This window comes from Mesorhizobium sp. L48C026A00, assembly GCF_000502375.1.
Taxonomy (GTDB): Bacteria; Pseudomonadota; Alphaproteobacteria; order Rhizobiales; family Rhizobiaceae; genus Mesorhizobium; species Mesorhizobium muleiense.
The window spans coordinates 93,301-108,550 of record NZ_AYWU01000023.1; the positions used below are offsets into that span (position 1 = coordinate 93,301).

The 15,250-nt window shown below is 64.0% G+C and carries 10 protein-coding genes and 2 pseudogenes; 8 read left to right on the top strand and 4 right to left on the bottom strand.

Annotated features, from left to right (window positions below):
- The first annotated feature begins 6 nt into the window (after window positions 1-6).
- A complete protein-coding gene (locus X738_RS71395; RefSeq protein ID WP_023802151.1) occupies window positions 7-1,020 on the top strand; it encodes a type II secretion system F family protein in 1,014 nt (337 codons plus the stop codon).
- A 12-nt stretch (window positions 1,021-1,032) separates the two neighbouring features.
- Window positions 1,033-2,037: pseudogene (locus tag X738_RS71400) on the top strand (type II secretion system F family protein); the annotation flags it as partial.
- Window positions 2,038-2,436: 399 nt separating this feature from the next.
- On the opposite strand, the gene X738_RS71405 reads toward X738_RS71400, so the two are convergent.
- Entirely contained in the window at window positions 2,437-3,258 is an 822-nt protein-coding gene (locus X738_RS71405) for a tetratricopeptide repeat protein (RefSeq protein WP_023802153.1), read from the bottom strand.
- Between the two features lie 121 nt (window positions 3,259-3,379).
- Between X738_RS71405 and X738_RS71410 the strand changes: the two genes are divergently transcribed.
- From X738_RS71410 to pdeM, 5 genes are all read left to right on the top strand, one after another.
- Window positions 3,380-4,744 (top strand): leucyl aminopeptidase family protein, encoded by a 1,365-nt coding sequence (locus X738_RS71410; protein ID WP_023802154.1) that lies wholly within the window; start codon window positions 3,380-3,382, stop codon window positions 4,742-4,744.
- 66 nt (window positions 4,745-4,810) lie between these two features.
- Entirely contained in the window at window positions 4,811-5,161 is a 351-nt protein-coding gene (locus X738_RS71415) for a MarR family winged helix-turn-helix transcriptional regulator (RefSeq protein ID WP_023802155.1), read from the top strand.
- Window positions 5,162-5,253: 92 nt separating this feature from the next.
- Window positions 5,254-6,114, top strand: a complete 861-nt coding sequence (locus X738_RS71420; protein ID WP_023802156.1) for a C40 family peptidase — start codon at window positions 5,254-5,256, stop codon at window positions 6,112-6,114.
- 99 nt (window positions 6,115-6,213) lie between these two features.
- Window positions 6,214-8,736 (top strand): ligase-associated DNA damage response DEXH box helicase, encoded by a 2,523-nt coding sequence (locus X738_RS71425; RefSeq protein WP_023802157.1) that lies wholly within the window; start codon window positions 6,214-6,216, stop codon window positions 8,734-8,736.
- Window positions 8,733-9,449 carry a ligase-associated DNA damage response endonuclease PdeM gene (gene pdeM / locus X738_RS71430; protein ID WP_023802158.1) on the top strand — a complete coding sequence of 239 codons (717 nt, stop codon included), beginning with the start codon at window positions 8,733-8,735 and terminating at the stop codon, window positions 9,447-9,449. Before X738_RS71425 ends, pdeM begins: the two co-directional genes overlap by 4 nt.
- Window positions 9,450-9,455: 6 nt before the next feature.
- Here pdeM and X738_RS71435 read toward each other — a convergent pair whose 3' ends face one another.
- The 3 genes and pseudogenes from X738_RS71435 to X738_RS71445 all read right to left on the bottom strand — a co-directional run bounded on the left by X738_RS71435 (window position 9,456) and on the right by X738_RS71445 (window position 14,067).
- Window positions 9,456-10,391, bottom strand: a complete 936-nt coding sequence (locus X738_RS71435) for a dimethyl sulfoxide reductase anchor subunit family protein (RefSeq protein ID WP_023802159.1) — start codon at window positions 10,389-10,391, stop codon at window positions 9,456-9,458.
- A 9-nt stretch (window positions 10,392-10,400) separates the two neighbouring features.
- Window positions 10,401-11,135 carry a 4Fe-4S dicluster domain-containing protein gene (locus X738_RS71440; RefSeq protein ID WP_023802160.1) on the bottom strand — a complete coding sequence of 245 codons (735 nt, stop codon included), beginning with the start codon at window positions 11,133-11,135 and terminating at the stop codon, window positions 10,401-10,403.
- Window positions 11,132-14,067 (bottom strand): annotated as a pseudogene (locus tag X738_RS71445) (molybdopterin oxidoreductase family protein). Before X738_RS71445 ends, X738_RS71440 begins: the two are co-directional and overlap by 4 nt.
- A gap of 279 nt (window positions 14,068-14,346) precedes the next feature.
- On the opposite strand from X738_RS71445, the gene X738_RS71450 reads away from it, so the two are divergent.
- Window positions 14,347-15,249 carry a LysR substrate-binding domain-containing protein gene (locus tag X738_RS71450; protein WP_023802162.1) on the top strand — a complete coding sequence of 301 codons (903 nt, stop codon included), beginning with the start codon at window positions 14,347-14,349 and terminating at the stop codon, window positions 15,247-15,249.
- Window position 15,250 lies beyond the last annotated feature (1 nt).

Below are 15,250 nucleotides of genomic sequence, written 5' to 3' on the forward strand. Positions count from 1 at the left end.
GGGCCGATGTTTGGAATTGACGGCACCGTGTTGGCATTTATCGTGCTCGCCGGCTTCAGCGCCGGCGCGGTCGCCTATGCTTTTCTATTCAACCGGATCAGCACCGAAAAGCAGGTCGGCAGACGGCTTGAAACGATCAAGACCGCAGAGACGGATGGTGCCGTCGTCAAGGCTTCGCGCGATCGCGTGGCGGAAGCGGCCAAGCGGCGCAAATCGGTTCAGGATTCACTGAAGGACCTCGAACAGAAGCACAAAACCAGCCAGAGCCTCGTCAAAAAGCCGCCTCTGAAGGCCCAGATCCGTCAGGCGGGCATGAAGGTCTCGCTCGAGCGCTTCTATCTCTACTCGACGGTTTGCGGCGTCGTCCTGACGTTTCTTGCCTTTTTCGCCGGTGCGCCGTTGTTTGTCTTGCCGGGTGCGCTCCTGGTCGGTGGCTTCGGCCTGCCACGCTGGTTCGTCTCGTTTAGCCGCGCCCGCCGGGTCAAGGCGTTCCTCAACGAATTTCCGAACGCGCTCGACATCATCGTGCGTGCGGTCAAATCCGGCCTGCCGCTGAACGACGCCGTCCGCCTGATCGCCAATGAATCCCCCGAACCGGTCAAGACCGAGTTCCGCCGCATCATCGATTCGCAGCAGATGGGCCTGTCGATCCCCGACGCCAGCATGCGCATGGCCGAGACGATGCCGTGCACCGAGGCGAGCTTCTTCGGCATCGTCATCCAGATCCAGTCCCAGGCCGGCGGCAATCTTTCCGAGGCTCTGGGCAATCTTTCGCGGGTGCTTCGCGACCGCAAGAAGATGAAGGCCAAGGTCCAGGCGCTGTCCATGGAAGCGAAGGCGTCCGCGGTGATCATCGGCGCCTTGCCTTTCGTCGTCGCCTGTCTCGTCTACCTGACAAGCCCGAACTACATCATGCCATTGTTCACCACCAGCGTCGGCAATCTGATCCTCGGCTGCTCCGCGGTCTGGATGTCGATCGGCATCCTGGTGATGCGCAAGATGATGAACTTCGAGGTTTAGGATTTCGAGCGCATGACCGAGAACGTCGTCAAAACCCTTACCGATCCGGCATTTCTGATTGCCCTGCTGGTCGGCATTGCGGTGTTTGCCACCGTGTTCACGCTGCTGCCTGCCTTTGGCGGAAACCAGCTCAAGGCGCGCATGAAATCGGTGGCGCTGGAGCGCGACGAACTGCGCGCCAAGCAGCGTGCGCGGCTTGCCCTCGATGCCGATCGCCGCCGCAAGGGCCTGCGCGAGCAACAGTCGATCGGCATGCGCAATATTGTCGACCGGCTGGACCTCAGGCGCGCCCTGGCCGATGAAGGCACCTTGCAGAAACTCAAGGTGGCTGGCTTCCGCGGGCAGAATCCGTTGACGCGTTTCCTTTTCTTCCGTTTGATCCTGCCCTTTGTCGGCTTTGCCCTGGCTGCGATCTATCTGTTCGTGCTCGGCGGGTTGCCGGAGCAACCGCCTCTCATCAAGTTGTTCGTCTGTATCGTCGTCGCCTATGCCGGTTTTTACGCGCCGGTGCTCTATGTCAACAACCGCGCCAGCAAGCGCAAGCAGTCGATCCAGATGGCGTGGCCGGACGCGCTCGATCTGATGCTGATCTGCGTCGAATCCGGCATGTCGGTGGAGGCCGCGTTTCGTAAGGTCGCCGACGAGATCGGCGCGCAGTCGGTGGCGCTTGCCGAAGAGTTCATCCTGACCAATGCCGAGCTTTCCTATTTGCAGGAACGCAAGCAGGCCTACGAGAACCTTGCAAGCCGCACCGGCCTGGAATCGGTCAAGTCGGTGTCGCAGGCGCTGGTCCAGGCCGAGCGCTACGGCACGCCGGTGGCGCACGCACTGCGCGTGCTTGCCGGCGAAAGCCGCGACATGCGTATGAACGCCGCCGAGAAGAAGGCCGCGGCCTTGCCGCCGAAGCTCACCGTGCCGATGATCCTGTTCTTCCTGCCGGTGCTGTTCGCCATCATCCTGGGTCCCGCCGGCATCCAGGTCAGCGAGCGCGGCATTTTCGGCGACCAGCCGACATCGATATGTATGGCAGGCGCGGNGTTCGCCATCATCCTGGGTCCCGCCGGCATCCAGGTCAGCGAGCGCGGCATTTTCGGCGACCAGCCGACATCGAGCAGCCAGTAATGCATTCTTGACAGGTCGGCGCTGCCCCTCATTGCCCTGCCGGGCATTTCTCCCCGTTTACGGGGAGAAAGTAGCTGGATGCCCCTCGGCGCCCTTCCTGCAATGCTTGTCGTTGGCGAAGCCGTCGACGACGGGGCTTTCTCCCCGACACTATACGGGGAGAAATGCCCGGCAGGGCAATGAGGGGCAGCGCCGACATCGATATGTATGGCAGGCGCGGTCAGTTGGTGGCGGGCTTTGTCTTGTCCTGGTCCTTGAGCTGGCNGCCGACATCGATATGTATGGCAGGCGCGGTCAGTTGGTGGCGGGCTTTGTCTTGTCCTGGTCCTTGAGCTGGCTCCAGGCGTTCTGCTGGGCGAGCATCTGGCGAAGGTAAGTCACGTTCGCCTGCGCCTGTTCGGGCGACAGCTCCTGCGAGGCGATTGTCTCGGCCTCGTCGAAGCGGCCCTGCAGGCCGACGACCAGCGCCAGGTTCTGGCGGACGCGGCTGTCGGCATTCGGCTGCTGGGCGGCCGAGCGCATATAGGTTTCAGCCGTGCGCAGATCACCTTCCAGCACATAGGACATGCCGAGATTGGAAAGGATCGAAGGTTCGTTCGGCTTGAGGTCAAGCGCCTTGCGGTAATTCTGGCGCGCCCCGTCTCTCTGGCCAAGCTGGTCGAGAATAGCGGCTTCCGCCGATACCAGCTTCCAGTCGGGATATTCCGGTGTCTGCGCGCGGCGCACCGCGTCGAGCGCCGGCTCGAACTGCCCGTTGGCGGCAAGTGCCTTGCCATAGGCGGCGAGCACGTCGCGGTCCTTCGGCAGCACGATCGCCAGTTTGCGCATCACGGCGAGCGACTGGTCGGCGTCGCCATCCATTTGCAGCGCCGCGGCATAATTCGTCGCGATCCGCTTGTCGTTGGGGTTCTTGGCGTAGGACTGACCCAGCGCGATCGTCGCGTTGTGCAACTCGCCGGACGACATGGTTTCCAAGGGTTTGCCGCTGGGGCGTCCGATCGAGCCGGTCGTCAACTTGCTGGTTCCGCAGCCTGCAACGCTGGCCGCGAGCGCTATTATGAACGCCGTGGTGGTCAGCCGCTTCCCCGTGGCGTTCGTCATGCGGTTGGTCGGCATCTGCACCAGGGCCTCCATTCGTCAAATTGGCCTTTACGTGGCCATCTTCCCTCCCGCAGAAATATTCTGTTAACCCTAACGGATCGTTAAACGCGCCGACTCGGAAGCCGGAGACCGTCGAATGCCAGTCGAACTCATCGAGAGAGAACTGAAGACCACGCTGCCGGTTCATCTGGTGGCGAAGGATAGACTGGATGCGGCAGGGCTTGCCTCCTCCTCGCTCGCCTGGGCCAGGGCCAACGGCTTTTCCGGTCAGGCCGGGAGGACGCTGATCCTGCCCGGCGAAAACGGCGGGCTTGCCGGCGCCCTGTTCGGCACGGGCGACGGCGAAGGCGCGCTTGCCATTGGCGCGCTGGCGAGAGCCTTGCCCGCAGGCGACTGGCATTTCGCCTCCACGCTGGCCGAGCCGGAAATCGCGGCCATCGCGTTGGCGCTCGGCGGCTATGTCTTCACCCGCTACGGCAAAAAGCCTGGCAGGACGCTGCGTTTTTCGCTGCCGCCCGGCGCTGAAGCGGCTTATGTTCGCCGCATCGCCGATGGCGTTTTCCTGACGCGCGATCTGGTCAACACACCGACCAGCGACATGGGACCGGACGAGCTGGAGAAGGCAGTTCGGACGCTTGCCGGGACGTACAAGGCCGAAGTGTCGGTGACCAGGGGCGACGACCTGCTCAAGAACAATTTCCCGATGATCCATGCGGTCGGCCGCGCTTCGGTCGGCGCACCGCGGCTGATCGACCTGATCTGGGGACCGGAGAACGCCCCGAAGGTGACGCTGGTCGGCAAGGGCGTCTGCTTCGACACCGGTGGTCTCGACATCAAGCCGTCCTCGGGCATGCTTTTGATGAAGAAGGACATGGGTGGCGCTGCCAACGTGTTGGGCCTCGCCTCGATGATCATGGCCGCCGGGCTGAAGGTCCGGCTGCGTGTGCTGATCCCGGCGGTCGAAAATTCGATTGCCGGCAACGCCTTCCGGCCCGGCGACGTGCTGGTGAGCCGCAAGGGCATCACCGTCGAGATCGGCAACACCGACGCCGAAGGACGGCTGGTGCTGGCGGACGCCCTGGCACTGGCAGACGACGACGAGCCGCAACTGCTGATCGACATGGCGACCTTGACCGGGGCAGCCCGCGTCGCGCTCGGTCCCGATCTGCCACCGTTCTACACCGGCGACGAAGCGCTGGCCTCCGACCTGGCTGCGGCCTCCGTCGCAGTCGAGGATCCACTGTGGCGCATGCCGCTGTGGAAATCCTATGCCGCAAAGCTGTCGTCGAAGATCGCCGACATCAACAATGTCACGTCAGACAGTTTCGCCGGCTCGATCACCGCGGCGCTTTTCCTCAAACGCTTCGTCGAGAAGACCGCCGCCTGGGCGCATTTCGACATCTTCGCCTGGAACCCCTCCGATCGTCCGCACGGTCTCGCCGGCGGCGAGGCGCAAGGCATCCGCGCGCTGGAAAGGGTCATCTCAAAACGCTACGCCTGACGCTGCGGTGCAGGACATTCTCGTGACTGAAACGGAACCGAAACAATTTGCCGTCATTGTGGCCGGATGTCGATTTCGATGCGCCCGAGCCAGGCCTTGCGACTGTGGCAGCAGGTGATGCTGTACCAGGTGCGCGACGATGCGCCGGACCTCACCATGCGCCAGACGGCGATCCTGTTCACGATCTATCTCGATCCACCGCCGCATACGGTGCGCGGCCTCGCCGCCCGGCTCAATGTCACCAAGCCGGTGATCACCAGGGCGCTCGACACGATGGGCGCAATGAAGCTGGTTTCGCGCCATCGCGATGAGCTCGACAAGCGCAACGTGCTGGTCAAGCGAACCGTAGAAGGTGCTCTCTTTGTCGAGCGCTTCGGCGATGTTATCATTGCCAGAGCCCAGGAATTGCCGATCTAGAGCAGGATTCCGAACCGCAGGTCAGCGAAGCAAAGCAGCACCGTTTCGGAAGGGATCATGCTCCAACACCAAGCCAGAGCCGAGTTGCCGATTTGATCGCCAGGGATGCCCGCCTTCACGCCTTCCGTTCCGATCTCGCCGATATCAGGCTGAAAGGCGAGGTCGCCGCCGATCGCTTCGTCGCCGGGCGGCCAGCGCGGATCTCAGCCACAGTGGCCGATCTCCGCAAGGCGCCGCGGCCGGATGCCGGCGTCAACACGCAAGCCCTGTTCGGCGACGACGTCCTCGTCTTCGAAGATGCCGAAGGCTGGGCCTGGATCCAGTCGGAGCGCGACGGCTATGTCGGCTATGTCGCCGACACCGTGCTGGGCGGACGGGACCATGCGCCCACCCATGTCGTCACGGTGCCGCGCACCTTCCTCTATCCGGGACCGGATTTGCGGCTTCCGATGAGCGGGCAACTGTCGATGGGATCGGCGCTGACGGTGACCGGCGCGGCAGAAACGCGCGGCACGCATTATGCGTTGCTGCCGTCCGGCGAGGCAGTAATCTCAGGCCATCTCAGGCCTCTGGGAGAGCCGGCTGCCGACTATGTCGCGGTCGCGGAGACTTTTCTCGGCACCCCCTATCTGTGGGGCGGCGCCTCCGGCTTCGGCATCGATTGCTCCGGCCTCGTGCAACTGGCGATGCACATGACCGGCAGGCAAGTGCTGCGCGATTCCGACATGCAGGCGGCGACCATTGGCGAGTCGCTCGACCCGGGTCGGGATCTTGCCGGGTTGCGGCGCGGCGACCTGGTGTTCTGGAAAGGCCATGTCGCTGTCATGACCGACCCGGAAACGATGATCCACGCCAACGGCCACACCATGCTTGTCTCGCGTGAAGGGTTCAGGCAAGCCCTCGCCCGCATCGGCTATCTCTATGGCGGTCCGACAGGGTTCCGGCGGCCGTAGCGCAAGCGCTTTCCCAAAAGGGGGAGAAGGAAAAGCGCACGATCACCTTTTGTTCCGATTCTGCTTGGCGATTGCACGGCGCCGCGCTACCTCTGGCGGGTGACAGAGCAGCCGCGCCTCGCCGAACAGAATGCCGCCGTGCGCTTGCCCGAGCCATTCCTCAAATGGTTTGCGCAAAGAGGCTGGTCGCCGCGCGCCCACCAGATAGAATTGCTGGCGACTGCCCAGGCCGGGCAATCGGTTCTGCTGATCGCGCCGACCGGCGCCGGCAAGACGCTGGCCGGATTTCTGCCTTCACTAACCGAGCTGGCCGGGCGGCCAGGGAGAAAGCCAGGGCAGGCGCGTCGCGGCATCCATACGCTGTACATCTCGCCGCTGAAAGCGCTGGCCGTCGACATCGAGCGCAATCTCGGCAAGCCGGTGGAAGAGATCGGCCTATCTCTCACCATCGAGACGCGCACCGGCGACACGCCAGCGCACAAGCGCCAACGGCAGAAGCTGGCCCCGCCCGACATCCTTCTGACGACGCCCGAGCAACTGGCGCTGCTGATTGCTGCGCCCGATGCCAGGCGCTTCTTCGAGGATCTGCGCTATGTCGTGCTCGACGAACTGCATTCCTTGGTGACGTCGAAGCGCGGGCATCTCCTGTCGCTCGGGCTGGCCCGGCTGCGATCCCTTGTTCCCGGCTTGCAGACGATCGGCCTGTCGGCGACGGTCGCCGAGCCGGACGAATTGCGGCGCTGGCTGGTCAGCCAGAATCCACCGGGTGGCATGGCCGAATTGATCGTCGTCACCGGAGGCGCCAAGCCCGACATCTCCATCCTCGACTCAGAACAGCACGTGCCGTGGGCCGGACATTCGGCCCGCTACGCGACACCGGAGATCTATAGCGAGATCAAGCGACACAAGACGACCCTGCTGTTCGTCAACACGCGCAGCCAGGCCGAACTGCTGTTCCAGGAATTGTGGCGGGTCAATGAGGACACTTTGCCGATCGCGCTGCATCACGGCTCGCTCGATGTCGCCCAGCGCCGGCGCGTCGAAAAAGCCATGGGCGAGAATGCCTTGCGTGCCATCGTCGCCACGTCGACGCTCGACCTCGGCATCGACTGGGGCGATGTCGACCTGGTCGTGCATGTCGGCGCTCCCAAAGGTGCGAGCCGGCTGGCGCAGCGCATCGGCCGCGCCAACCACCGCATGGATGAGCCGTCGAAGGCGATCCTGATTCCGGCCAACCGCTTCGAGGTGCTGGAATGCCGGGCGGCGCTCGACGCCAATTATCTCGGCGCCCAGGACACGCCGCCGCTGGTCAATGGCGGGCTCGACGTGCTGGCGCAGCATGTCCTGGGTTGCGCCTGCGGCGCGCCTTTTCATGCCGATGCGCTGTTCGAGGAGGTGCGAACCGCCGCGCCCTATGCCGAACTCGACCGGCCGACGTTCGACCGGGTCGTTGACTTCGTCGCCACCGGCGGCTATGCGCTGAAGAACTACGAGCGCTACGCCCGCATCCGCCTGAACAAGGACGGGTTGTGGCGCGTGTCCAATCCTCGCATCGCCCAGCAGTACCGGCTGAATGTCGGCACCATCATCGAGGTGCCGGCGCTCAACGTGCGTTATGTCAAGGCCGGCAGCAAAGGCTCTGCCTCGCGCGGCGGTCGGGTTCTCGGCAAGATCGAGGAGGCGTTCCTCGAAACGCTGACGCATGGCGACACCTTCATGTTCGCCGGCAAGGTGCTGCGCTTCGAGGGCATCCGCGACAATGAATGTTTCGTGTCGAATGCGCCCGGCAGTGACGCCAAGGTGCCCTATTATGGTGGCGGCAAATTCCCGCTTTCGACTTACCTCGCCGAACAGGTCCGCATCATGCTGGATGACCCGCAGCGATGGAAGAAGCTGCCGGAACAGGTCGCCGACTGGCTGCGCTTCCAGGCCGACAAATCGGTGCTGCCGAAGCGCGACGACCTGCTGATCGAGACCTTTCCGCGCGGCAACCGCTACTATCTGGTGGCCTACCCGTTCGAGGGCAGGCTGGCGCACCAGACGCTTGGCATGCTGCTTACCCGCCGGCTCGACAGGGCGGGAGCCAGGCCGCTCGGCTTCGTCGCCACCGACTATGCGCTTGCCATATGGTCGCTGGCCGATATGGGCAGGATGTTCCGGGCGAAGAAACCGTCGCTGGCCGCGCTTTGCGACCAGGACATGCTGGGCGACGATCTCGAAGCCTGGCTGGCCGGCAGCTGGCTTTTGAAGCGCACCTTTCGCAATTGCGCGCTCATCTCCGGACTGATCGAAAAACGTCATCCGGGCCAGGAGAAGAGCGGCCGTCAGGTCACCGTCTCGACCGACCTTATCTACGACGTTCTGCGCAGCCATGAGCCCGACCACATCCTGCTGCAGGCGACGCGTGCCGACGCGGCTACGGGTCTGCTGGATGTCAGCAGACTTGCCGAGATGCTCTCGCGTATCCAGGGACGAATCGTGCATAAAGACCTCGAGCAGATTTCGCCGCTCGCCGTGCCTATCATGCTCGAGATCGGCAAGATGCCGGTGCATGGCGAGGCCGATGATACGCTGCTGATGGATGCGGCAACGCTGGTCGAGGAGGCCATGGGGACGAAATGACATTCGCACTCGCCATGACGGCGCTCCTGGCGGATGCCGATCCTATCGGCGTCGCCGGCGAGCGTGCGATCTGCGATCGGCGCGGCGTGCTTTATTTTCCCGAGCTTCGGCTTCTGACCGTGTCCGACCTGCATCTGGAAAAGGGCTCGTCGCTGGCACGGCGCGGTACATTGATCCCGCCTTATGATACCGGTGCGACGTTGCTGCGATTGCAGGCGGTGATTGCCGATTATCAGCCGGCGATCGTCATCAGCCTCGGCGACAGCTTTCATGACGGCGGCGGCGCCGCGCGCATGCATTCAAGCTTTCGCGAACGCCTGGAAGCGCTGATGGCCGGCCGCGACTGGTTCTGGGTTGCCGGCAATCATGACCCGGATGCGCCGGCCGACCTGCCCGGCGAGACGGTGCGCGAGCTGGCCATAGGCTCTCTCTTATTCCGGCACGAGCCTTCGGCGGTGAGAGTGGAAGGCGAGGTATCAGGTCATCTGCACCCTTGCGCCCGCATCGTGCAGCAGGGCCGCTCGGTGCGACGGCGCTGCTTTGCCGGCGACGGCGGCCGCATGATCATGCCGGCCTTCGGCGCCTATACCGGCTCGCTCAATGTGCTCGACCGCGCCTATGCCGGGCTGTTCCGCCGCGAGACGCTGATGGCCTATATGCTCGGCACCGAGCGCATTTTTGCGATTTCCCACGCGATGCTGCGGCCGGGCTGAGCTGCTCTACCGGCCGTAGTAGAGGGTGACGGTGTGTTTCGCTTCGGCGAAGAACAGCCAGCGTTCGACCAGCATGCCGGCGAATTGGGCTGATGTGGCGAGTGCCGACAGCACCGCCGCATAGAGCCACGGCAAGGCGAATGCGGCAATCAGCAGCAAGACGGGCAGAGCGAAGGCCAGCACTTGCGTGATCTGGCGCAGCCGCGCCTTGTGCTTGCGGGCGATCCGAAAGCCCATCTCCTTGAGCAGGTAGTTTTCTTCGGTGTGCGGCCATTCCAGCGACCGCACCGTACCGCCGGCAAGTCCGGTCGCGGTGTTGGCGTTGGTCGGGATTTCCAGCCTGTCATTGTAGCGCCAATTTGCCAGCTTCCAGCCCCAGCCGAGCAAGGTCAGCAGCACGCAACCTGTCAGAACGATAGTCGAGCCGAGGGCGAAGCCCTGCAGCAGCGCGTTGAGAAGCACGCTGCCGCTCATCGCCGAAAAGATCAGGTAGCCGGGCAAAGTGAAGCGGCTGTGCCACTGGGCGATCGGCTTCAGCGAGGCATAGATCATGCCGGTGGTGCAGACGGTGGCGACCGCGCCGACCGCAGCCAGCAGCCCGGCGACGGCCACCCAGCCGTTTGTGCGGCCGAGGAACAGCCAGCCGACGGCGAACAATCCCGCCGGCACGAAGGTCGCGACCGAGGCAACGCCTTCGCGCGACAGCCATGAGCTGCGCCATTGCGAGAATGCTCTCCAGGCGCGTTCTGGCCGGCCGAGATGGCCGGCCGACGACAGCAGGCCGGCCGAGATCAGGCCGAGCGCCAGCCCCATGCCGACGAGGCCGAGCCAGAAGTCAGGCGGGATAATTCCTTGTCCGGCCAGCACGCCGAGCAGCGCGAGCAGGCCGTAACCGGTGCCCGTGGCAGTGGTGAAGAAGACGACGGAGAAGGCTGGATGCATGGATGCTGATCAATGCGAAAGCATGCGGTCGACCCAGCCGAGGAAACCGCCTTCAGCCCGCACCGGTTCGAGCCTCGGCGCCGGCACCGATGCAGCGCGCGGCGTGTGGGCGCGCGGCGGCAAATATTTGTTGGTCGGGTGATAGCCGAGTTCGGGCATCAGGTCGACGCCGCCGCGTTCGGCCACCAGTTGCGAGATCGCGGATGCCGGGTCGCCGAGATCGCCAAAGTGCCGCGCGCTGGTTGGACAGGCGGCGACGCAGGCCGGCACGCGGTCTTCTTCCGCCAGATTGTCGTTGTAGATGCGGTCGACGCACAGCGTGCACTTCTTCATCACGCCGACATCGGTGTCGAACTCACGCGCGCCATAGGGGCAGGCCCAGCTGCACAATTTGCAGCCGATGCACTTGTCCTCGTCGACCAGTACGATGCCGTCCGAGGCCCGTTTGTAGGAGGCGCCGGTCGGGCAGACGGTGACGCAGGCCGGTGTCTCGCAATGCAGGCAGGAGCGTGGGAAATTGACCGTGCGCCCACCCATCTCCGTCATGTGCTCATAGCTGTGCACGCGGTTGAACCAGACCCCATCGGCATCGCCGCCATAGGGATCGATGTCGGTCAGCGGCGCCATGTGGCCGCCGGTGTTCCATTCCTTGCAGGCGGCAACGCAGGCCTGGCAACCGACGCAGGTGTCGAGGTCGATGACCAGGCCGAGCTTCTTGTCGGTATGGGCGGGAAGGCAGGTCATGGTCTGGAAGCTTCTCTTGCCCGGCGAAACTCGGCGCCAAAACTGAGCTTGTCGGGCGAGGGTTTGAAATGCGGTGGCTGCCGGAAGCGCTCGAACTGCGGCTCGGTGAAGCCGGCTTCTTCAGCCGCGCATTTGACGATGCGGACGCGCAGGTCGAACCATGCCGCCTGGCCGGTGATCGGATCGGAATTCGAGTAGCGCTTGCCGTTCGCATCGGCAGAAGTCTGGTCGCCGATGATGTGGTTGAGCAGGAAGCCGCGGTTGGATTCGGCCGCGTCGTCCTTCAGGCCCCAGCTGCCACGCCGCTTGCCGATCGCGTTCCAGGTCCACACCGTGTCGGCGTTGACCCCGTCGACCAGCTTGATCTGTCCCTTGACCCTGCCGTTGATGCTCTCGATCCAAACCCAGTCCTCATCGGCAAGCCCGAGGCCGGCGGCGGTTTGGCTGTGCACGAACAGCCGGTTCTGGCTGGTGATCTGCCTGAGCCAGGCGTTCTGCGAGCCCCAGGAATGATACATGTGCATCGGCCGCTGCGTCAGCGCATGCAGAGGGTATTTCTCAACGTTGACAACCGCCTCCTCGAAGGGCGTGTACCAGAACGGCAACGGGTCCATATAGGTTTCGATGCGGCTGCGCTCCGCCTCCGGCGGCAGCACCCTGCCATGGCCGCGCGCGGCGAGGCGAAACCGCTGCATCGGCTCGGAATAGAGCTGGAACACGATCGGCTCGGCCTTCGGGATAAAACCCATAGTCTCGGCAAACTCGAGATAGGAGCGGTTGGCCATCTTATAGTAGCGCTGGTTGTCGGCAAAATCCTGGTGCCAGAAGCCGCCATTGTCGATGTAGCGCTGAAGCTGGTCGGGATTGGCCTCGCCCTTGCCGATCGAAGTACCGTCCTTGCCGCGCCAGCCGGCGAGCGGGCCGATGCCCGGCCTGCGCTCATGATTGACGATGTAATCGGCATAGTCGCGGTATTTGGCCGAGCCGTCGTCGTCGACGAAGCCGGGCAGGCCGAGCCGCGCGCCGAACTCGATCAGCACCGTCTGGAACGCCCGCACGTCGCGGTCCAGCTCGACAACCGGATGGCGGATGGCGTCACCCGGTCCATCGGCGTGGCTGATCGGCCGGTCGAGCAGGCTGATGCAGTCATGACGCTCGAGATAGGTCGTGTCGGGNGAAGCACGAGATCGGCGAACGGCACGGTCTCGGAATAATAGGCGTCGGAATAGATGATGAACGGGATCCTGTACTCGCCTGACGCATCCATGTCGGTCAGCATCGCCATCGTCTCGACGGTATTCATCGACGAGTTCCAGGCCATGTTGGACATGTACATGAACAGCGTGTCGATCCTGTAGGGATCGCCGGCCCAGGCGTTACGGATGACCGTGTGCATGAGCCCGTGTGCTGCCAGCGGCGCATCCCAGGAATAGGCCTTGTCGATACGGATCGGCGTGCCGACGTCATCGACCAGCAGATCGTCCGGGCCGCAGACGAAACCGAGCGGCATGCCTTCGAGCGGCGTCATCGGCCTGACGTCCTTGCCCGCCGGCCTCGGCCCCGGCGGCGCCGACCGCGGATAAGGCGGCTTGAAGCGAAACCCGCCGGGCACGTCCACCGTACCCAGGAGTACTTGCAGCAGGTGGATGGCGCGGCAGGTGTGAAAACCGTTCGAATGCGCCGAGATGCCGCGCATCGCGTGCATCGACACCGGCCGGCCCTTGATCGTCTCGTGCCGGCGGCCGGCCCAGTCGGTCCACGCCACCGGCAGTTCGATCGCCTGCTCGAAGGCGACATGCGCCAGTTCGGCGGCGATGCGGCGGATGGTGTCGGCGGTAACGCCGCAGCGTTCGGCGACCGCATCGGGAGAATAACTCTCGTGCAGGTACCGGTCTGCGATAAGCTGGAAGACCGGTACGCAGCGGCGGCCATCGACCTGGAAGTTGCCGGTCAGCGCCGGCTTTGCGTCGGTATCGGTGGCGCTGACGGAGACTTTGGCCAGCCTGTCCCAGGCCAGCGGATTGCCGCCGCTGTCGCGTGCGAACAGCCCGTCATCTGCTGCACCCGGCTCCTGGATGACGAGGACATGGGCGTTGGTGTAGCGCAGCAAATAATCGAGATCGACGCGGCCGGCCTTCAGCAGTTCATGGATGAGAGCAAACACGAACAGGCCGTCGGTGCCGGGCCGGATGCCGATCCAGTCGTCGGCAATGGCGTTGTAGCCGGTGCGGCATGGATTGATCGAGACCACCTTGGCGCCGCGCGCCTTGAGCTTGCCGAGACCGATCTTGATCGGGTTGGAATCATGGTCCTCGGCGACGCCGAACAGCATGAAGTACCTGGTGTTGTCCCAGTCGGGTTCGCCGAACTCCCAGAACGAGCCGCCGATCGTATAGAGCCCGCCGGCCGCCATGTTGACCGAGCAGAAGCCGCCATGGGCGGCGAAATTCGGCGTGCCGAACTGGCTCGCCCACCAGCCGGTCAACGATTGCGACTGGTCGCGCCCGGTGAAGAAGGCGAGTTTCTTTGGGTCGGTGCGGCGGATTTTCGAAAGCCGTTCCGTCGCGATCGAGAAGGCCTCCTCCCACTCGATCTCGCGAAACTCTCCCGAGCCGCGCGGACCGCTGCGCAGCAATGGTTTCTTCAACCTGGCCGGACTGTAGTGCTGCATGATGCCGGCGCTGCCTTTGCCGCACAGCACGCCGCGATTGACCGGATGGTCCTTGTTGCCGTTGATGTAGCGGACCTTGCCGTCCTTGATGTGGACGTCGATACCGCAGCGGCAGGCGCACATGTAGCAGGTGGTCTTGGCGATGCTGTCGGAGACATCAGGCGAGGTATCGACGCCATCACCCTCGTCGGGCGCGCGGGTGTCGGCAAGCGACCGTTGGGACGGTGCGGAATTGGCGCCGCGCAGCGGTCCGTGGTTCATGATTGGGCGCTTTTGCGGTCTGCGAATTTGGCTCTCGTCTTCGGCCCGGGGCCGCGCATATAGTGTTCTTCCGGATGATAACGGTCGCCGGCAAGCCGACGCCGCAGGCCGCGGGTCCAATGGGCAAACAAGGATTTGAACCGCCCGATCACTTTTCTACCCGTTCCAGGTTGGCCGCGATTTTTTTCCAACTCCGCCGGGAAAATTAGAACAAAGCAATCGATCCGTCTAACAAGTTGCTCTTGTAATTCCAATCGAAATTCTTTCTTAATTCTCCGCATGACCCTGGACCAACTGCGGATATTCGTTGCTGTCGCCGAACGGGGGCACATGACCAAGGCGGCCGAGCTGCTGGGCATTTCCCAGTCGGCCGCCTCGGCCGCCATCCGCTCGCTCGAACAGCAGCATGGCGTCCAGCTGTTCAACCGGGTCGGTCGCAACATCGAACTGGCGCAGACCGGGCGCAGGTTTCTGCCCGAGGCGAAGGCCGTGCTCGAACGGGCGGCTGCCGCCCACGACGTGCTGGAGCACGTCTCGCAGACGATCACCGGCAGCCTTTCCATCGCCGCCAGCCAGACCATCGCCAGCTACTGGCTGCCGCGCCGGCTGGCCTCCTTCCACGAGGCCTATCCCGCCGTCAGGCTGAGCGTGACCATCGGCAACACCAGGCAGGTTGAGACCACCGTACTCGACGGTACGGCTGATTTTGGCCTGGTCGAGGGGCGCACTGAATCGGACATATTGCGGCGCGCCAAGGTCGATGTGGATCGCCTGATGCTGGTCGTGGCGCATTCGCATCCCGAGATCGCCGAAGTCTCGCGCGGGCATCCCGATATCAGGGAACTCCGCTGGATCATCAGGGAAGGCGGATCGGGCACGCGCGAGGTGCTGGAAGATCTTGCCCGCCGCGAAGGGATATCGTTCGCAGAGCTGCGGATATTCCTGGTGCTGCCGAGCAACGAGGCGGTTCGTCAGGCGGTCGAGGCCGGCGCCGGCGCCACCATCATTTCGGAGCTCGTTGTCGAACGCGCGGTCGCCGAGGGCAGCCTGCGAGCCGTGCCGATCGATCTGCCAAAGCGCGATTTCGCCATGATCACGCATCGTGACCGGCAGGCAAGTCTGGCCCAGATGGCGCTCAAGGCGCATCTGGGCGTGAGGGCCGGCGAGACCGTCCGCGGGTAAG